The organism is Falsiroseomonas sp. HC035, from assembly GCF_050563525.1.
In the GTDB taxonomy this organism is placed as follows: Bacteria; Pseudomonadota; Alphaproteobacteria; order Acetobacterales; family Acetobacteraceae; genus Falsiroseomonas.
This window is the reverse complement of record NZ_JBNXUN010000024.1, coordinates 1-18,595: the sequence shown is the minus strand read 5'-3', so window position 1 is coordinate 18,595 and position 18,595 is coordinate 1. Positions and strand designations below refer to the sequence as shown.

The 18,595-nt window shown below is 67.7% G+C and carries 20 protein-coding genes; 11 read left to right on the top strand and 9 right to left on the bottom strand.

What is annotated here, in order from left to right:
• Positions 1-30 precede the first annotated feature (30 nt).
• The 6 genes from ACLF3G_RS26750 to ACLF3G_RS26725 all read left to right on the top strand — a co-directional run bounded on the left by ACLF3G_RS26750 (position 31) and on the right by ACLF3G_RS26725 (position 4,859).
• Entirely contained in the window at positions 31-1,053 is a 1,023-nt protein-coding gene (locus ACLF3G_RS26750) for a hypothetical protein (protein ID WP_430672437.1), read from the top strand.
• A 1-nt stretch (position 1,054) separates the two neighbouring features.
• Positions 1,055-1,333, top strand: a complete 279-nt coding sequence (locus ACLF3G_RS26745) for a hypothetical protein (RefSeq protein WP_430672436.1) — start codon at positions 1,055-1,057, stop codon at positions 1,331-1,333.
• Positions 1,334-1,492: 159 nt separating this feature from the next.
• Complete coding sequence (locus ACLF3G_RS26740) at positions 1,493-3,295, top strand: DUF262 domain-containing protein (protein WP_430672435.1); 1,803 nt, start codon at positions 1,493-1,495, stop codon at positions 3,293-3,295.
• 164 nt (positions 3,296-3,459) lie between these two features.
• Positions 3,460-3,849 (top strand): hypothetical protein, encoded by a 390-nt coding sequence (locus ACLF3G_RS26735; protein ID WP_430672434.1) that lies wholly within the window; start codon positions 3,460-3,462, stop codon positions 3,847-3,849.
• Positions 3,850-3,858: 9 nt separating this feature from the next.
• On the top strand, positions 3,859-4,092 hold the full coding sequence (locus ACLF3G_RS26730) for a hypothetical protein (protein WP_430672433.1): 234 nt from the start codon (positions 3,859-3,861) through the stop codon (positions 4,090-4,092).
• Positions 4,093-4,184: 92 nt separating this feature from the next.
• Positions 4,185-4,859 carry an SOS response-associated peptidase gene (locus ACLF3G_RS26725; RefSeq protein ID WP_430672432.1) on the top strand — a complete coding sequence of 225 codons (675 nt, stop codon included), beginning with the start codon at positions 4,185-4,187 and terminating at the stop codon, positions 4,857-4,859.
• Positions 4,860-4,900: 41 nt separating this feature from the next.
• Here ACLF3G_RS26725 and ACLF3G_RS26720 read toward each other — a convergent pair whose 3' ends face one another.
• From ACLF3G_RS26720 to ACLF3G_RS26710, 3 genes are all read right to left on the bottom strand, one after another.
• A complete protein-coding gene (locus ACLF3G_RS26720) occupies positions 4,901-5,143 on the bottom strand; it encodes a hypothetical protein (RefSeq protein ID WP_430672431.1) in 243 nt (80 codons plus the stop codon).
• Positions 5,144-5,165: 22 nt separating this feature from the next.
• Positions 5,166-5,324: a hypothetical protein gene (locus ACLF3G_RS26715; RefSeq protein WP_430672430.1), complete on the bottom strand. Its 159-nt coding sequence runs from the start codon at positions 5,322-5,324 to the stop codon at positions 5,166-5,168.
• Between the two features lie 377 nt (positions 5,325-5,701).
• Positions 5,702-6,772: an HNH endonuclease signature motif containing protein gene (locus tag ACLF3G_RS26710; RefSeq protein ID WP_430672429.1), complete on the bottom strand. Its 1,071-nt coding sequence runs from the start codon at positions 6,770-6,772 to the stop codon at positions 5,702-5,704.
• 184 nt (positions 6,773-6,956) lie between these two features.
• On the opposite strand from ACLF3G_RS26710, the gene ACLF3G_RS26705 reads away from it, so the two are divergent.
• Together ACLF3G_RS26705 and ACLF3G_RS26700 are read left to right on the top strand one after the other, a co-directional pair.
• A complete protein-coding gene (locus ACLF3G_RS26705; protein ID WP_430672428.1) occupies positions 6,957-7,154 on the top strand; it encodes a helix-turn-helix domain-containing protein in 198 nt (65 codons plus the stop codon).
• A gap of 422 nt (positions 7,155-7,576) precedes the next feature.
• The gene (locus ACLF3G_RS26700; RefSeq protein WP_430672427.1) at positions 7,577-8,056 is read left to right on the top strand and encodes a hypothetical protein; all 480 of its coding nucleotides are present in this window, start codon (positions 7,577-7,579) and stop codon (positions 8,054-8,056) included.
• 105 nt (positions 8,057-8,161) lie between these two features.
• Here the strand turns inward: ACLF3G_RS26700 and recD2 are convergent, their stop codons facing one another.
• The 5 genes from recD2 to ACLF3G_RS26675 all read right to left on the bottom strand — a co-directional run bounded on the left by recD2 (position 8,162) and on the right by ACLF3G_RS26675 (position 15,000).
• Positions 8,162-10,384 (bottom strand): SF1B family DNA helicase RecD2, encoded by a 2,223-nt coding sequence (gene recD2 / locus ACLF3G_RS26695; protein WP_430672426.1) that lies wholly within the window; start codon positions 10,382-10,384, stop codon positions 8,162-8,164.
• Positions 10,385-10,581: 197 nt separating this feature from the next.
• Complete coding sequence (locus tag ACLF3G_RS26690; RefSeq protein ID WP_430672425.1) at positions 10,582-11,814, bottom strand: hypothetical protein; 1,233 nt, start codon at positions 11,812-11,814, stop codon at positions 10,582-10,584.
• Between the two features lie 101 nt (positions 11,815-11,915).
• The gene (locus ACLF3G_RS26685; RefSeq protein ID WP_430672424.1) at positions 11,916-12,854 is read right to left on the bottom strand and encodes a gamma-glutamylcyclotransferase family protein; all 939 of its coding nucleotides are present in this window, start codon (positions 12,852-12,854) and stop codon (positions 11,916-11,918) included.
• Positions 12,851-14,176 carry a vWA domain-containing protein gene (locus tag ACLF3G_RS26680; protein WP_430672423.1) on the bottom strand — a complete coding sequence of 442 codons (1,326 nt, stop codon included), beginning with the start codon at positions 14,174-14,176 and terminating at the stop codon, positions 12,851-12,853. Before ACLF3G_RS26680 ends, ACLF3G_RS26685 begins: the two co-directional genes overlap by 4 nt.
• Positions 14,173-15,000: a MerR family transcriptional regulator gene (locus tag ACLF3G_RS26675; RefSeq protein ID WP_430672422.1), complete on the bottom strand. Its 828-nt coding sequence runs from the start codon at positions 14,998-15,000 to the stop codon at positions 14,173-14,175. The genes ACLF3G_RS26680 and ACLF3G_RS26675 overlap by 4 nt, the downstream gene beginning before the upstream one ends.
• Between ACLF3G_RS26675 and ACLF3G_RS26670 the strand changes: the two genes are divergently transcribed.
• Genes ACLF3G_RS26670 through ACLF3G_RS26660 form a run of 3 tightly spaced genes read left to right on the top strand, consistent with a single transcriptional unit; the run spans position 14,889 to position 17,651 of the window.
• A complete protein-coding gene (locus tag ACLF3G_RS26670) occupies positions 14,889-15,926 on the top strand; it encodes an ATP-binding protein (protein WP_430672421.1) in 1,038 nt (345 codons plus the stop codon). The genes ACLF3G_RS26675 and ACLF3G_RS26670 overlap by 112 nt on opposite strands.
• Positions 15,927-15,937: 11 nt before the next feature.
• On the top strand, positions 15,938-16,606 hold the full coding sequence (locus ACLF3G_RS26665; RefSeq protein WP_430672420.1) for a hypothetical protein: 669 nt from the start codon (positions 15,938-15,940) through the stop codon (positions 16,604-16,606).
• Positions 16,593-17,651, top strand: coding sequence for a helix-turn-helix transcriptional regulator (locus ACLF3G_RS26660; RefSeq protein WP_430672419.1), 1,059 nt, complete (start codon positions 16,593-16,595; stop codon positions 17,649-17,651). The genes ACLF3G_RS26665 and ACLF3G_RS26660 overlap by 14 nt, the downstream gene beginning before the upstream one ends.
• A gap of 104 nt (positions 17,652-17,755) precedes the next feature.
• Here ACLF3G_RS26660 and ACLF3G_RS26655 read toward each other — a convergent pair.
• The coding region (locus ACLF3G_RS26655; RefSeq protein WP_430672418.1) for a replication protein RepA at positions 17,756-18,595 on the bottom strand (840 nt) is incomplete at its 5' end.

Genomic DNA, 18,595 nt, shown 5'->3' with positions numbered 1-18,595 from the left:
CACAAAGGTAAACGAGATCGGAGACATCAAATGACCCTCGCATCAGACCCCGCCTTCCCTCGCGACGACGCCGGCTTCGCAAACCTCCATCACGCCGTGGCCAGCTCATTCGAACAGGGTCTCCGCCGGATCGGCGAGATCCTCGAGCAGACTGTCGGCGAGGAGACGACGAGGACCGCCATGCGGGCGCTTCTTGTCGATGCCAGCAACTTCGGCGAGCGCCGCGAGCAGCTTCGCGCGCTCTACGAGGGCATGGGTTGGCGCACCTATCTCGATCAGAAGATCAGCGAGATCGACACCATTGAACTGACCCAGATTTGGCGATTTGGTGCCGAATATGCCGCGCAAGGAATCGCCCCATGGGAGCGGCATGGACAGCCTGTCTCGCACGACGACCGCGAGCAACGGGTCAAGGCGCTGACCGCGCGGGGCAGGACGTTGCTGGAACACGGCGCTGCGCTCTTCGGCACGGACCATCTCTACATCTGGAGAGGCGTTCTCGCGCGAGAGGCCATCGACTTCGGCGGATTGGTGACGCTAGACGGGCTACAGTTCCTTTCAGGCGTCTCGCTCGGCGCCGTCCGCAACGCGGTCAGCCTCGGCGAACTCCACCCCGACGAGGCAGGGCATATACCGGCCAATGAGGCCATGGCCTGGCTGATGCGCCGCCGCGAGTTCTGCCCGTCCCGGTGGCACAACCTGGGCGATGACCAGGAGGCTTTCGACCTGGCGCGAGTGGCGGAGGTCGACACGAGGGGCACCATCCTCGTACCGCAGGATGTGGACGGTACGCCTTTTACGCCAGAGCACGTGGTGCGCACGGCGAGGAGCGGGCCGGGCCTTAGCATCACCATCGGGGCCAAAGGCTCAGAGGAGCAGCATCACGACTTCTATGAGGCCCTCGCCGCCCTCGCGAAGATGGACGTCGCCCGCTGGCGCCGCCGCAACGCCGTCGGAAACTGGGGCATCGTGCGCGCCCGCGGCCCCTGGGTTGCGGTGAGCAAGTCAGAAATCGACCAGCGGCTTGCCGCCAAGAGCGCGGAGGCGGCGTGACATGGATATCGTCGAGACCCGCCATGCTTCGGTGCGCCGCCAGCAACGGGCCATTCCGGCCTTCGTCGTCGGCCTGCTGATGGATCAGGGCGCCTGCATGCGCCACCAGGGCGCCGAGGTGTACTACGCCGACAAGGCTGCCCGCCGGCGCATCCGGCGCAGCCTCGGCTGCCGCATCCACGCCATCGTCGAGACCTACCTGGACGCCTACGTCGTCTGCGGCGACGACGGCCATGTCGTCACCACGGCTTGGCGCACCCAACGCCTCCGCAAGCCGTAGATCAGGCAGACCTTCGAGGCTCGACACCGCGTCGAGGTCCAGGAGCAGGTGGTCAGTGCTTGGAGCCGCCGCGACCACTCTCGCCCTAAGAAGTTTTGATATACAAACATTATTTAGTCGGTTCCAGATCTTGGATCGGCTGGCTACTGGAGACCTGTGATGCAGCCTGAGTACGTATCCATCGGCGACCTCTTCTCTCGCGAAAGCGTCTACGTCGTGCCGCTCTTCCAGCGGCCCTATGTCTGGGACGATGAGCGCTGGGAGCTTCTCTGGGAGGACATCACCCGCGTCGCCGAGGAAACCCTCAGCCTTGAGGCGGCGCCGCGGCGCCACTTCCTGGGGTCGATCGTCGTGCAGCAACGTCCGAACGGCGTCACCCAGGTTCCCCGCCGCGAGGTGATCGATGGGCAGCAACGCCTCACGACCCTGCAGATCCTGCTGAAATCCACTTCGGACGAGCTTGAGGCGGACGTTGTCACGGCCGACGCCGCCTTGCCACTCGCCGCCCTCCTGCGTCACCCCTTCGCCGCCAAGACCGATGTCGAGGGTACCTACAAGGTCTGGCCCACGAACGTGGACAGGCCGCGCTTCCGGAAGGTGATGGACGGCACCGTCCAGGAAGCGAACGGAGCCACAGATCGATTCTCGGCTGGCTACCTGTTCTTCCGCACGATGGTGAAGACCTGGCTGGCAGCCGGTGGCAACGACCCCGAAATCCGTGCCAGCCGCGCCGACGCCTTGGCCCGGGCCCTCCGGCAGCATCTCTGGCTGATCGTGCTGAACCTGGCCGAAGACGATCAGGCTCAGGTGATCTTCGAGACGCTGAATGCGCGCGGCACCCCTCTCACTCCGGGCGACCTGGTCAAGAACATCCTGCTTCGTCGCGCGCAGGACGAGGGCGCGCCAACCGCGGCACTCTACGAGAAGCACTGGCGCCACTTCGACGAGGATGCCGTCTGGCAGCAGAAGGTCGGTGCCGGATACACGGCGCGGCCGCGGCTCGACTTCTTCCTGCAGCAGGCTCTGACGGTGCTGACCGGCAAGCCGATTCCGATGTCCCAGGTCTACGACTCCTTCGTCGCCTACCTCTCCGCGACCAAGGGTCAGATCACGGCCGCCGAGCACCTTCGGCGAGTAAGCGATCTGTCGTCCACCGCACGTCGGATCTTCCTGGCGGAAGAGGACGAAGCGGATCGTGCCTTGGTCGCCGCGTCACGGATTCGCGCGATGGACTTCTCGACCGCGCTGCCGGTTCTGATGATCCTCCTGGCCACACCCGGCCGGGATCAGACCGACATCGCAAAGACGGCCATCTGGCTGGAAAGCTTCCTGGTCCGCCGCATGGTGTGTGGGCTCAACACTGGCATGTACGGGTTGTTCTTTGTCGATGTCATGAACGTGGTCGCGCAGGCTGAAGTCGCCTCGGATGCCATTGCTGGGAAATTCCTGAAGGAGAGTTCGGACAGCACTCGCTGGCCAAGCGATGAGGAGTTCGGCAACGCTTGGCGGACATACCCGCTCTACAGAACCCTGAAGCGCGGCCGTCTCACCATGATCCTGCGCGCGCTCGAGATGTCGCTCCGGGATCCCTACCTGACCGATCCCGTGGCCATCCCGAAGACGCTGAGCGTCGAGCATGTCATGCCGCAGCGCTGGGAGCAGTGGTGGCCCCTGCCCTCAGGCGCCGAGGTCGGTGCCGCAGCACAGCGGGACAAAATGCTTCACACTTTGGGAAACCTGACCCTCGTGAAGCAGAAGCTCAACGAGAAGCTCTCCAACTCTCCCTGGAATACCCTGGATGCCGACTGCAAGAGAGTGGCGCTTCGGCAGCATGGCCTGATGCAGCTGAACGCGATGCTCGGCGGCTACGAGACCTGGGACGAACAAGCGATCCTCAGCCGCAGCGACAAGCTTCTCGGCCATGCTCTTCGTGTCTGGCCAAGGCCTGCCCTGACGTCGTGAGTGGCCTGCCCCCGACAGACTGCCACTGTTCCCTTCAAGCTGGAGCCGTCTGCTTCCGCCCCTGCCGGTGATGGATCTACTCCAGCTTGTCTGTGGAACATAAATAGAACACGCTGGTCGCGATGAGAGCCCAAGTCCCTCTTGATCCCGAGGTCGTCCGGCGGATGCGCGAGCTCCTCGCCGCCGCGATCGCCACCCGCTCCGCCAGCCTGCGCGAGACGGCCGCCGAAGCCTGCGGCCTCGCGCGCGGCCTCTGCCCCAGGCTGCCAACCACGGCGTTGGACGAGGCCGTGACGGCGCTACTGATCGAGCTCGACGCCTGTGCGTCGCCGGCACCGCCGGATCTGGATGGCCATGGGCTGCGTCCGGCCGATCCCGCGGAGGTGGCCGACAGCCTCGCCTACGCCATGCGCTTCGACGAGCGGGGCAGGGCGCGGCGGACCGGTGTCGAGTACGCCTCGAAGATCGCCGCCGAGCAGCTGGTCCAGCGCCTCCTGGCCAGCGGCTTCGTGCTGATGCGCCGGGCACCCACCGCCCCACATCGGACGCCGTAGGCAGCGTCCATGCCGAGCGATCCCGCCTTCGGCTTCACCGTCGAGGATCTTGCCCGCGACCAGGCACTCAGGCTGCCCTGCGCCTGCCGCATCCGCACCTTCAGCCGGCGCGACCTGATGGCGCTGGTTGGGCGCGACGCCCGACTGCACCTGATCGGGCTGCGCCGCGAGCTCTGGTGCGGCGAGTGCTGCGAACCGCCCCTGACAGGCTGGGTTATCTACCAGCAGGAGTGGATTGCCTGAGCGGCAGCCTGGGGTCGGGACTGTAGGATCGGGCTGAGCCTGCGACATGCAGCGGGTGTCCTCGGCAGGCGGAACCCATGGAGGCTGGCGGCATGTGCGGGCGCTTCACGCAGCGGTACACCTGGACGGAGCTGCACGCGCTGCTCGACCTGATCGGGTCGCCGCGCAACCTCCGCCCCCGCCACAACATCGCGCCGACGACCAGCATCGACGTGGTGCGCGCCGGCGAGGCCGGCCGTGAGCTGGTTTCGATGCGCTGGGGCCTGATCCCGGCTTGGTGGAAGAAGTCCGCGAAGGAGGTGCCGTCGACCTTCAACGCCCGCGCCGAGACGGTGGCGGAGAAGCCGATGTTCCGCGACGCCTTCAAGCGCCGCCGCTGCATCATCCCGGCCTCGGGCTTCTACGAGTGGACCGGCGGGAAGAAGGACCGACAGCCGCACCTGTTCACCGCCGCGGACGGCACGCCCGTGCTGGCCTTCGCCGGCCTGTGGAATCGCTGGCGCGACCCGGTCGCGGCGGAGGAGGTGCTGACCTGCACGATGATTGTGTCGGGCGCCAGCGCCTGGATGGAGGCCTACCACGACCGCATGCCCGTGCTGCTGAGCCCGCAGGACTTCGCTGGCTGGCTGGACGGGTCGCTGGGGACGGAGGCGCTGCATCCGGCGCCAGCCAACGCGCTGCGGGAGTGGCCAGTGTCCAAGCGGATGAACGCCACCGGCGTGGGCGACGATGATGCGTCGCTTCTTGATCCGCTGAATTCACCATAGGACGTCACCCGTGCTACGGGAGAGCTTCCAGCCAGCGACCGTCACTTCTGACGCCAACCCTTGTGCAAGGCGAGAAGCAGGATGCTGCTCGGCACGAGACCGAGCAGGCCGTTGCAAACGTATATAGGTGCCTCCTGCCGGGTCGGTGCGCCTGTCTCGACGCGCGAGCACAATACCACGATCAGCATCACACCCTCCTGCGCCGCCGCCGCAGCAACCTTGAGGCGGGATACGCGTCGCGCGAGGCTCCAGCCGGCCTGGATGTTGCTGTACGCCGGCAGCACCAGTGCCGGTGGCGCGCTCCGCCTACTGATCAAAACCTCTCACCGAAGGGTTGCGCAGTTTGGTCGACAGGCGAACTGCATCCCGGGGTAGGCTGGTCGCGAACGGGATGAGATAGAGGCCATGCCAGAAGAGGTCGCCGAAATCGACACGATCACGCGGCTCTGCCGCGACTGCCGCCATGCGCGGCCGGATGCAAACTCACTGGCAAGATTGTTCAGGATTGAAAGCCGACGTGCTTTACGCCTCGCACGATGCATGCATCCGGCAGCACGACACCCACAACACGGCCTGCGGCCGGACCTCGACCACCTCGTTACCGGGAAGGACGAGCCGCCTTTTCCAGACAACCACTATCTGTGCTGGAGTGAGCGCGGTGATGACCGACCCGGCCATTGCGGACAAACTGGGCGCCTGTGGGAGCCGAAGTGACGTCAGACTTAATTTGAAGGGATAAGGCGCGTTCCATCGCAGCCTGACATGACGTCCACTTGTTGCTCTCGGATACGATGAAGATCTCGTCTGCAATCCTAGGTGAGGGCGTGGTGGGCGACCGTCCCTTACCCAAGCTTGGCAAGCAGCTGGGTGCGAAGCGTGGCGGGGGTACTGATGTCGTAGTCGCGCCTTCGGAAGCGGTCGGCGATGCCGTGGTGATGTCGGCACAGCGGGATGAGGTTCTCGGCGCAATGCACGTCGAAGCCGCGAATCACCCGCGTTGTCTTGCGTACGATGTGATGGAATTGAACCTCGCCGCTCCCTGCGATCAGGCAGCCCGGCACGGCGCACCGGCCTGTGTCGATGCTGGCCGCCTCAAGCCGGGCCCGCGCTCGCGGCCTGGTCAGGTTGCCGCGGCGGCCAGGAGGCTCAATCCCAGCGTGACGCGCCAGGGCCTCCAGCATCTCCTCCTTGGTTCGCCAGTGACGCCTCCACCAGTGAGCCCCAAGCCCATGATCCTGCAGGCAACGCGTGTTCAGGAAGCCGTTGGTGCGCAGGGCCAGCGGCAAGGCCGCCAGTGAACCCGCAGTCTCGACAGCGAACGGCAAAAGGGCATCAAGCAGGCGCTTTCGTCCCTTCACGCCGGAGAAGTAGTCATTGGTTTTCGCGTGCCTGAACTGCCATGGCTTGAAGCGGTCCGGGTAGGCGAGGCGAACCAGGAAGGCGCAGGCGCTGAAATGCCGGCCGGTAGCGCATTTTGCCTTCTCACGAGTGGCGTAGGCGATGACCGCGTGGAGGTGATTGTCGAGGAAGTCTTGACCGCGAATGCGCCGCGGCAATTGTACATCCACGAGGAGCCTGAGCCGCTCCTCCACAAGCCATCGTGTTTTTGCAGCACACGTCTCGGCGGTCAGTGGCTCGTCCCGACGTGCCCGCACCAACTCATGGCGGCGCACGAACTGGTCCAACTGTGTTGCGCTCAGGCCGAGGTGGGATGCGATTTCCTGGTCAGGCCACACGCCGAATCTTTCCTGGATGAATGACGCTTCGCACGCCTGGATGTCGCGCAGGGCTCTCTCGCGGCGCAGCACGCGACAGACCTCTACCGGCGTGTCCCCCACCAGCTGTGCGATGAACGCGACGTCGTGGCGCTTGTAGAGCGCGATGCAACGGGCAAAATCAGTCTCGGCCGGCATGCTCCACTGACCTTCTCTGCAGGTGCCGCCGTCCCCCGAATCGGGGGGCACCCGGCCATGCGAAAATATCCCATTTTGGGTTTGAGGCGCGCAACTCCGTAGCGACGGGCGGGTACAGCCGGATTGGCCCGCCCTTCCCATGCCCCGCTCGCGTCGTTCGCCGCGTCGAGCGCGGTTTCAGGAGTTGATCGCCGAGCGTCGCCTGGCGGCGGGTCTGACGCAGGTGGAGTTGGCAACTCGCCTGGGTCGTCCCCAGAGTTTCGTTTCGAAGTATGAGACGGGCGAACGACGGCTCGATGTCGTTGAATTCCTGGAGATCGCCGAGGCGCTCAGCTTTGACCCTGCAGAGCTGCTCCGGTCGCTCATGAATACACCGGCGTAAATCAGATGGAGCAGCTGCTTTGAGAGAAGCAGGGATCTCACGTGGGTCGGATAGCGTCTCACGGCGTTGCGGATTTCGGGCAAATATCAATGGTTTAGGTGCCCGATTTTCCATATTGATCATTATGCGGCAGCCGGACCCACGTCCAAGGCCGCTTTTCTCGATCGACTGAAATAATTCCGGCCAAATCCCGGTCTCACAAGAACCAGGATTTAGACCGCCGAAACCCCATGCTGCCGCTGCCAACTCGTATCGTGTAACGAAATCAAAATGAGCAGCATTGAGGCAGGCATCGCTATGTGTATGCCGACCTGACAATTTTTGAAATATCAGCTATGTGTTCGTATATTGACATAAATGTTTTTTGAAGTAAGAAAGCTGCCTTCTGATTTTCTATTCTGGCAGTGCTCGTGGAGACCATCATGCATCGTCTTCCCCTAAGTGTTGCTGCCTTGGCAGCATTCTTCGTGCCAATACTGGCCGCTGAAGCGCAGGCTAGCGAACCGATTCCGAAAATCAATGTCGTGATGCCCTACGCCCTGTTCGCAGGCCAAGGCGCTTGCACCCATACGTTCTATGTCAACTACGCCGGGGCGGCAGAGCTTGGCAGGATCACCGGTTTGGTGCTCCACATCGTTGGCTACGAGAAGCTGATGAACCAGCGCGAAACCAGAGTTGCGGAGACGGACCTGCGTGTCCCCCCTTATGATGCCAGCCGCGGGACCAGCACCCAGACGGTTACCTGGGAAGGCCCATGCGTGACGCGCTTCGCCATAACTCGGGCGACAGCCCACATCTCGCCGGATGGTGTCGCGCCGCAGAGAGGCGATCGCCCTATGGATATGATGCCGCTGCTGACCCATGAGTCCATGGGTGTCCCTGTGTCGTCGCGCCGCCGCTGAAATTCGTATGTAGCCGCTGGTCCAGGCCGGCTTCTGTCCACAACGGAAAATTATGGATGTAGGAGTTTGCAGGCAGCGGGGAGCAGCGGGCGGGTGGCGGCACCCTCAGCTTCTTTGCGCGTGCGGCGGGCTGAGGCTCGGCGCGAGCCACTCGCGCAGCTTGGACCAGCGCCGGCGGCCGTTGGCGTTCTTGACGGCGATGGCCAGGGCGCGGCGCTGCCCGACCAGCACCACGAGCCGCTTGCCGCGGGTCACGCCGGTGTAGAGCAGGTTGCGTGCCAGCATGGCGTAGTGCTGCGTCGTCAGCGGGATCACCACCGCCGGGTACTCCGACCCCTGCGCCTTGTGGATCGTCGTCGCATAAGCCAGCACCAGCTCGTCCAGTTCCGCGAAGCCGTAGACCACCGGCCGCCCGTCGAAGATCACCGTAAGCTCACCCTCCTCCAGGTCGAGCCCGCCGATCACGCCGAGGTCGCCGTTGAACACATCCCGGTCGTAGTTGTTGGCCACCTGCATCACCTTGTCGCCCGGACAGAAGGTCCAACCGAAGCGCTCCACCCGCAGCTCGCCCGGCGGGTTCAGCGCCTGCTGCAACTCGAGGTTCAGCGCCCGCGCGCCGAGGCCGCCGCGGTTCATCGGGCACAGCACCTGCACGTCGCGCACCGGATCGAGCCCGAAGCGTGCCGGGATGCGGTCGCGCACCACCGCCAGCAGGCGGCGCACCCCCTCCCCCGGCTCGGCCGCCTCCACGAAGAAGAAGTCGGAGCCCTCCGCCGCCTCCAGCTCTGGCATCTGCCCGTGGTTGATGCGGTGCGCGTTGACGATGACGCGGCTTTTGGCGGCTTGGCGGAACACCTCTGTCAGCCGCACCACCGGCACGGCGCCGGAGGCGATGACATCGGCCAGCACCTGGCCCGGCCCGACGCTGGGCAGCTGGTCGACGTCGCCCACCACCAGCAGCGCCGCCCGGTCCGGCAGCGCCCTGAGCAGGGCCCGCATCAGCGGCACGTCCACCATGCTGGTCTCGTCCACCACCAGCAGGTCGCAGGCGAGCGGGTGCGTCTCGTCCCGCTTGAAGCCGCCGGTCCTGGGGTCGGTCTCGAGCAGCCGGTGGATGGTCTGCGCCTCCAGCCCGGTGCTCTCCGACAGGCGCTTGGCGGCGCGGCCGGTCGGCGCGCACAGCGCCACCTCGACGCCCTTGGCGGTGAGGATCTTCAGGATGGAGTTGACCAGGGTGGTCTTGCCCACGCCGGGGCCGCCGGTGATCACCAGCACCTTGGAACGCAGCGCTAGGCGCACCGCCGCCAGCTGGCTCTCGGCGAGCGTCAGGCCGGTCCTGGCCTCGACCCATGGCACCGCCTTCGCCGCGTCGATCTCGGGCCAGGGCGGGCGCCCAGAGGCCAGGATGCGCAGGCGCTCGGCGATGACCTGCTCGGCGCGGTGGAGCCCGGCCAGGAACACGCAGCGGCGGCCCTCCACCCGGTCGGCCACCACCTCGCCGCTCTCCAGCTCGAGCCCGAGCGCCGCCTCGATCAGCGCCGGCGGCACCTCGATGAGCTTCTCCGTCAGCACCGCCAGCTCGTCCACCGGCAGGCCGCAATGCCCCTCGTCCATCGCCTCGGCCAGGGCGAAGGAGATGCCGGCGCGCACCCGGATCATCGCCGTCTTGTCGATGCCCAGCCGCTCGGCGACCCGGTCGGCGGTGAGGAAGCCGATGCCGCGGATGTCGCGGGCCAGGCGGTAGGGGTTTTCGCTGATCAGCCGCACCGCCTCGACCCCGTAGGTCTTGTAGATCCGGACGGCCCGCGAGGTGCCGACGCCGTGGGCGTGCAGGAACAGCATGATCTCGCGGATCACCTTCTGGTCGGCCCAGCCGGCGATGATGCGGGCGGCACGCTTGGGGCCGATGCCCGTGACCTCGCGAAGCCGGGCCGGCTCCTGCTCGATCAATTCGAACACAGCCTCTCCGAAGGCCCGGACCAGCTTCGTGGCATAGACCGGGCCGATGCCGCGGATCATGCCGGAGCCGAGGTACTTCTCGATCCCCTCGAGGGTGGTGGGCGGGCTGGCCTTGAGGAAGGCGGCCTTGAACTGCAGGCCGTGGGTGCGGTCGTTGGTCCAGGTGCCGCTCATCTGCACCCACTCGCCGGCGGCGATGGCGGCGGCGTGGCCGACCACGGTGACGAGGTCACGCTGCCCGCGCACCTTCACGCGGAGCACGCAGAAGCCGCTGTCGGCGTTGTGGAAGGTGACCCGCTCCACCAGCCCAGCCAGCGCCTCCGTCTCAGGCCCGCGACCAGCGGCCGTGGCGACGGCGGGTAGGGTCATCCCATCCTCATGCTGGCCTGAGCAGCGTCACCTGTCGTCATCATGCGTCACGACCTGGGGTTCCAGCACCGGCTGGTCCAGGTCCTCGCGGAAGGTCGCCAGCTGCCCAGGGCGCTGGAGCGCAGTGTACTGCACCGGTTGAATCCATTGCTCAGGCAGCCGAGGCGTCTGCCGCCACGGCTGCCTCCCGAAACCCGTCAGGCCCGCGGAGCGGTACCGACCAGCCGCTGAAGCCGTGGACGGAAGGCGTTGACGAAGGCATTGCCAGCCGCGGCAAGCCAGGCGAGGTGCCTGGCGTCATCTGCCTCCGTCCAGGGACCCGGTATGCGCAGCCGAAGGGCGACCCAGCGCGAGTCCGGCGGTGTCTCTCCCCACTCCAGCTCCCCTTCTGGCACCGCGCCGCGGAGCAGTGCGTCGATTTCGGCGCGCTCCGGCTCGAGCGCGGCCAGCAGACGCGCTCCGGCCTCGCCGCGGAAGTCGATGTAGGTACCCAGGAGATCGACCGAGCGGGCGCGGTAGGCGGTGATCCAGGCTTCCGGCAGACCCAGGTCGTAGCGCGCCCATCCAAACCCCCGCCGCCGTGGTGGCGGCTGCGATGGGTCATCCAGGCGCAGGATCTGGCCGAAGCGGAGCCAGAAACGCCGGTCAGCCTCCAGCAGAGCCGGATCGCGACGGCGCTGGAGAATCGGCGGCTCCTCCGTGAGGTCATCCTCCTCCACCGCCTCCATTTGCCCTGCCGCCGCCAGGGGCTCGACCACGCGCATGATCGTCCGCTCGATCGCAACCGTCCTTGCCAGGACCCGGGGCTGCACCAGAAGCCGGCCATCCGGCATCGCGTACCCGGCCATCTCCACCAGACCGAAGGTGAAGCGCATGCCGGAGTGCTCCTGCATGAACTGCACGATGCTCTCGGTGCCCTCGCGGATGCCGTCGCCTGCCACGAGCAGCAGGAAACGCCCGGCCCGCAGGTTGCGTCCGACCGCATCGACGAAGGCGGCCTCATCGGCATCCGGATGGCGTTCCGCCACCAGCCTGAACAATGCATTGCCCGGCGAGCGCAGCGCGCGTGAAACCTGCCGCTGCATGTCCTCATAGCGCCAGCGCGCAAGTTCCTTGGCGTAGTCGAGGATCTGCCCGATCACCTCGCGCCGTGCCTGCGGGTTTCGCCACAGCTTGCACTCCACGATCGTGAGCGCCCCGGCGCGGTTCACGAACACCGCGTCGATGGGACCGGCATCCGTCGGCAGTTCCCGGCAAACCGGGATGAGATTGCCATAGGCGGTGTCGATCTCGGCGGCGGGCAGGGTTTCGGGATGGCGCAACAGGAAATCCCGCAGCCATGCCTCGTTGCGTTCACCCGAGGCTAGCGGGACGCGCTCCAGCGGAATGGCCTCGCCCTCGCCATTCGTCATGATGAGCTTCGGGTACATGGCGTCCTCATGTGGCGGCGTTGTCAGGCTGGTGGATCCGCCTAATCGGCAGCATGGTCGGCGTTTGCTGGTGTGGCCCGTCGTCCAAACCCTGGTGTGCTTCAGGCCGCGACCGGCGCATGCAGGCCCCAGGCTGCGGTGGCCTTTGCATCCAGCCCCCTCCCCTGCCCCCGCAGCCACGCCTCGGCCTGGATGTCAGGATCGCGGGCGGCCGCGGTGCTCAGAAGTCGCCCGATCGGGCGCCGGCCAAGGCGAGAGAGCTCCAGCCGGTCCGCATCCCAGCAACAGCCGATGGTCGGATCGTCCGTGACCTCACCGTGCTCGTGCCGGGCGCAGGCCGTGGCCAGCAGATCGAGCCGCTTCGCATCCAGCCGCAGCACCCCATCCCGCGCCAGCGCCCGGGCATGGGCGGCAGCACGTTCGCCATGACCGGGGTCGGTGCCGTCATCCTGGCGCCGGCAGTCATGCAGCAGGGCGAAAAGCTCGATCGCCGCCGCGTCGGCACCGGGCGTGCGCGCAGCCAGTGCCAGGCCGTTGGCCCGCACCCGCAGCCAATGCTCCGGGCCATGGATGCCGTCGATCTCCAGGCGGTAGCCGGCCAACACCTCCGCCACCAGCCAGGGCGCCACCGGGCGTGCCCAGGCCGCGATCTCCGCGCGGCGATCCTCGGTCAGGCCAAGCGCTTCCGCCGCGGCGAGGATGCCCTCGAGATAGCCAGGACGCGGCATGCCCGGGCGCGTCTCGGCGGCGAGGTAGACCAGCGCCGGCGCGCCACCCGCCTCGACCTCCTCGCGGCGGTAGAGACCCTGGGCAACGCCCTCATACCTGTCGAGCGCCGCCTCGCAGACCGTGGTCAGGTGCCAGACCAGGCCCGCGGCGCAGGCACCGGGCTCGGGCAGCAGGGTGGCGACGCCGCGGCGGTTGATGACGAAGCGCCAGCCCGGCAGCTCGACCACCTCGCCACGCTTCGCGGCTGGGCAGCGCCGCGCCATCTGGCTGGCGCAGAGGTTGGAGCCGTAGGCGAGGTAGCGCCGCGTCATGGCTGGTCCCGGCGGAGCCTGGAGGCGAGGCTGGCGCGCGGCATCATGCGGTGCTCCGGTGCGGAAAAGGCCCGGGAGGCGGAGGCCGCATAGAGCTCCTTGCTCAGGCGCGGGTCGAGCTCCTCGTCGGCGCGGCGCAGCAGCAACACAAGCTCGGCCAGCAGCGGCTCCGCCCCCTCCAGCCCGCGGGCGTAGCGCTCGATGTGGCGCACCTCCCGCTCGAGGAAGTGCTTCACGCCGCGCCGATCGCCTTCGCGGTTCATCGTCACCGCCTTTCGGAACGTCTCCGCCTGCCAGGCCTGTAGCACCGCCATGGCGCGGGCGGGGTCGCGAGGCTGCGCGTTGTTCTCGGGACCGCGGGCGAGGCGCAGCTCCGCCTCCAACGGGGCCGCCTCGACTGCCTCCCCGCCGTCGGGCGAGGTACCGCGCGCGGATGCGCCGACCAGCAGCGCCGTGCCTGGCGTGCCGGCCGGGCAGTGCAGGCGGAAGACGATGCGCTTCGGGGTTTCCGGCAGCAGGTTGCCGACCAGCACCTCGATGGCGCCTGGCAGCACCGTGTGCGCCCAGCCGCCGACCACCTCGGCGCGCAGGTTGGCCGGCACCGCGAAGCGCAGCGTGGTGCGCTCGACCAGCGCGGAGCGACCCTCCAGCAACTCGCCCAGCACCACCTCGGCGATCTCCGCCGCGTGCTCGGCGTCGTGCAGGCGGCCGCCGCCGGCCTCGACCATGGCGCCCAGCAGCACCTCGTCATAGCCGTCGCCGATACCGACGGCGGAGGTGACGATGCCGCGCTCCAGCAGGCCGCCCGTGTGGCGGGCGAGTTGCTGGACCTCGGTCACGCCCTCATTCGCTTGGCCGTCCGAGAGGATCAGCACGCGGTGCGAGGCACGTGGATCGGCCGCCATGGCCGTGGCGACGCGCTCGGCGGCCAGCAGCCATCCCTCCCAGAGGTTGGTGCCGCCACGGTCCTCCAGGCGTCGTACGGCGGCCTGCGCGGCGGCGCGTCCGGCCTTGTCCATGGCGCGGGCGTCGAGCAGCAGTTCGGCGGTGCTGTCGAAGGCGACCAGGGTCAGGCGATCACGCGGGGTGAGCGCCTCGATGACCGCGGTGGCGGTGCGCCGGGCGGCCTCGATCTTGGATCCGGCCATGGAGCCGGAGACATCGACGGCAAGCGCCAGATTGACCGCCGGTGCCTTCTCCGGCCGGACATCTCCGGCGGCGAGCAGCTCGGCGACGGCGTAGCGGACGCTGTTGCCCTCCTGCCAGGCGAGGCTGCGGTCCAGGCCGAGGGTGAGAGTCAGGCTGGTGGTGCTGTCGGTCATGGCTCGCTCCTGAGCAGGATGTCGCGGACGAGGTCGGCGCAGCGCTCGAGCTGGGCGCGCTGCTCGGCGTCGAGGCGTCCGCGGACTGCGAGTTCGACGTCGGGGGTGATGGGGATGCGCAGCCAATCCTCGGCCCGTGCCTTGCGGGCGGCGGGGCTGGCGCGGCCTTGGCCAAGGCGCTGCTCCAGCGCCTCGAACCCCCGGGGCGCCGCAGCCTGCGAGGTGTCCCGCCTTGCCAGCGCCCGGGGCGGCGCGGAAGCAGGTGGCGTCGGGATAGAGGCGGAGACCTCACCTGCACTCGCGGGGCCGCTGGGGTCGCTGCGGAGGCGCCGGATGTAGTCGAGCGCATCGGCCGGTGCTTCGGCGAGCTCCGTCCGCTCAGGCGCCAGCGCGCCGGCCTTGGCGGCATAGGCCTTGATCTGGTCGGCGCTGGCGACGAGCAGCTCCTGGCGGATGGCGCCGAGCGACATGCCGAGGAGGTCGCGCATGGCGCGGATGGCCATCAGGCGCTGCAGGGTGTCGGCGGGGTAGCGCGCGGTGGGGCCGCGGCTCAGCGGGGCCGGCAGGATGCCTTGGGCCACCCAGGACCGGATGGTTCTGGCTGCGCCTGTCCCAGCGGCTCCTCGGGCCTTCCAACCCCGGGCTCCTGCTCTTCGACGAGGCGGAGGACGCCTTCGACGCGCGGCACCGATCGAGGGTCTTCTTCCACCGCATGCTGGAGGAAACCCGGACTCCCGTGATCTGGACCGCCAACAGCCTCGAGGGGTTCGGAGCCGCCGTGCTTCGCCGCATGACCTGTTGCGTCGAGGTGCGCGTCCCGCCACCGGCCGAACGGGCGAGACTCTGGCGCGAGGCCGCGGTGGCCGAGGGCGTGGCGGCCGCGCCGGAGACCTTCGCCCGTCTGGCAGGCTGGCTTCCCGCGTCACCCGGTGTCGCGCGCACGGCCATGAGGGCCGCGCGGCTCGCGGGCGGGGCGGCGGAGACGGTGGAATGGGCCGTCACCGGCATGGCGCGTGCGATGGCGGGCGGCCGGCTGCCCCTCCCTCAGACGGTCCTGGAGGGCTACGAGCCTGCCCTGGTGAACGCGGATCGCGACCTTGGCACCCTGGCGGAGCGGCTGGCCCTGCCGGGCGCGACGCGGGCGGTGTCGCTGCTGCTCTCCGGGCCACCTGGCTCGGGCAAGAGCGCCTACGCGCGCTACCTCGCGGATCGGATGGGGCTGCCGGTGCTGCAGAAGCGTGCCTCCGACCTCCTGAGCATGTGGGTGGGCGGAACGGAGGCGCTGATCGCCGCGGCCTTCGCGGAGGCGCGGGACAGCAGCGCCTTCCTCGTCTTCGACGAGGCGGACAGCCTGCTTGGGGACCGTCAGCACGCCGCCCATGGCTGGGAGGTGAGCGAGGTGAACGAGATGCTCACCTGGATGGAGAGCCATCCCCTCCCCTTCTGCTGCACCACCAACCTGGTCGAGCGGCTCGACCCGGCGGCGATGCGGCGCTTCCTGGTGAAGGCGCGCTTCGGGTACCTCACCGCCACCCAGGCGGCCCTGGCCTTCCGGCGCTGCTTCGCAGCGGAGCCGCCGGAGGAAATTGCGCTCCTCGAAACGTTGACCCCATCTGACTTTACGATCGTTCAACGACAGGCCAGCCTGGAGGGGTACGAGGGAGATGCCTCGTGGCTGCTGATGCGCCTGCGGGCGGAGCAGGACGCAAAGCCGGGCCTGCGACAGGTGCGGATCGGATTCAGCCGTTGAGGATGCCAGGGATGAACGAGAAGCTGATCGCCGACATCAAGGGCCTCCTGGGCCCGCGGGAAGACCTGCCGGGCATTCTTGCCCGGTCCGGCCGCGTCCTGATGAGCGGCTGGGACACCGTGCGGAAGGGCCGCTACTACGTCATGGGCCTCAACCCCGGGGGCGAGGCCGAAAAGGCCGAGCAGCGGTCGGACACCATCGGCGAAACGCTCGAGCAGCATCCCAGGGCCTGGAACTACTTCGCCTCCGATGAGGCAGCCGGGCATGCGGGATCGGTGCTCTCCGTCATGACCGCGCTGGAAGCCGAGCCCCTCTCCACGCTCACCACGAATGCCCTGTTCCTGCGCAGCCCGACCGCGGTGACACTTCCCACCGACAGCCGGAAGGTCTGGGAGGATCACTGTGCGCCCGTGCATGCGCACCTTCTCCGGATCGTCCAGCCCGACGTCGTGGTGTGCTTCGGGATCGACAGCTGGAAGTACCTGACGGGACAGGGTGACCCCGGCCATTGGCGCTTCCACCCCGACATGCACCTCCGCGTCGCCGGCACCGAGCACAGCTGCGGCGTCCTGCTCCTGCCGCACTTCTCGGGTCAGGCCCGTGCGACCTGGACGAAGAACGCATCAGTCCTCGATGCGAGCATCGCCGCCGCCCGCAACCACCAGCATGCCACTGCCTGACGCCCCTCCCCGCCATGCCAGGCTCGCGGAGGGGCTTGCCCTCCTCCGCTTCCTCGCCGGCAGCCGCGGCGGGCGCACCATCCGCGAGATGGAGCAGGAACTCGGGTGTGGGCGCCGCAAGATCGAACGACTGATGCGGGCGATCGAGAGTACCTGTGGCCTCCTGCAGGAGGTCGAGACGGTCGAGCGCGAGAAGCGGTGGACTTTGCCGCTGACGCCCATCTCCCGCGCTGCCGGGCCGACGAGCGAGGAACTGGCAGAACTCGAGCTCTCGGCCCGTACGCTGCAGGAGGCCGGCCTGCCGCATCGTGCGGCGGTGCTCCGAAGCGTGCGCGACAAGCTGGCGGCTCGCGCTCCGGAAGCCATGCTGGGTCGGGCCGAGGTGGACGGCGAGGCTCTGCTCGCCGCCGAGGGCGTGGCCATCCGCCCTGGCCCTCGTGTCGCACTGCCTCCCAACCTTGTCGGCGATCTCCGTGAGGCGCTCGTCGCGATGCGCCACATCGAGATCAGCTACAGGGGCCAGGCTGGCGGAGAGCGGAAGCACCTCCTCGAGCCCTACGGCCTGCTCTACGGCAGCCGCCCCTATCTGCTCGCCGCAGCGCCCGACAAGCCGGACACAGCGCTCTGGCGCCTCGACCGCATCGTGTCGCTGCGGGTCATGAATGAGGGCTTCACCCCGCGCTTCGAGCTGGCGCAGCAGATTGCCGACTGCTTCGGCGTCGGCCGCGACACGGTACGTGATGTTGTTCTCCGCTTCTCGCCTGAGGCCGCTGCCGACGCCGCGACCTGGCGCTTCCACTCGTCGCAGGAGACAGAACGGATGCCGGACGGGAGCCTGATCGTCTGCTTCCGGGCGTGCGGCCTCATCGAGATGACAAACCACTTCGCGACGTGGGGTGATGATGTGATGGTGCTGTCGCCGCCCGAGTTGCGCGAGGCACTTGCCGATCTCGGACGGCGCCTTTCTATGCGCCATCGCGGCAGATATCTACCACCGTACACCGCTGCGCCAGCTCCGCCTCAGCCTGCCGCAGCAGGCCGGTGATCTGCTCCACCGCGTGACGATTCCTCAGCATCTTTGCCTCTTTCTAAGGAAGCTCAGGCCTTCATTACCGACTGACCCCTCTCAGGCGAGGTCAGTCTGGCCATCTAATACCTATCAGCTAGCTGCTTCTTTGTAGCGCGTCCCGGTTGGCGCAGCCGTTCCGGAACGGGTGCTGGCGACGGCATGAGCGTGACAACCTCGTCATCGACGCGGACCTGGGCTTCCGGGTAGGCCGACAGGGCGAGCGCCAGCGCCTCCCGGGCGTGCGCGCGGAACTGCCGCGGCTGTGCGAAGCCGGCGCCAAACTGGCGGTAGAGCGCTGGCCAGGGGACGCGGGTCGGGTGTGTAAGGTGGTGCAGCCGGTAGGCGAGCCAGATGTAAAGGTCGATGGCCATGCTGCGGCCCGACAGCGTCCGGATGGCCGTTTCGCGAACCGGGAGCGGATGACGGATTAGCGACTCGTAGAAGACCTCGTCGAGCAACACGGTCTCGCGCCAGAGGGAGAGCTGCGAGCCGGTGTCGCGGCCGGGCAGGATCGCCTCGCGGACGAAGCTGCCGTTCAGGACCGCCTCCCCGCCTTCCCCAAGGCGATAGAAGGTCAGCCGGCAGAGGCTCAGGCGCCTGCTCTGCTCGCGGACCGCCTCATAGCCCTTGCCGCCGCTGTTGAGGCCCATCGCTTTAAGCCAACTGTGCATCGACCTGCCGAGTTCGACCTCGCGGGAACGCGTTTTGATGGCTTCTGTTTGGAGATAAAGGAGGATCAACCGAGCGACGTAGCCGAAGGGAATGCCTACGACGGTGCCGTCGTGGCTCTTGCCGCTCTCGATACGTAGGCGAACGTCGGCGCCGTCGCGTACCCACTCCGAGACGTCGATCCGCTTGTGCGGCAGTGCTGTCATAGCAAAACCGGCGTGGACGTAGCCAGGAGCGGCCTCCTCGTCCGT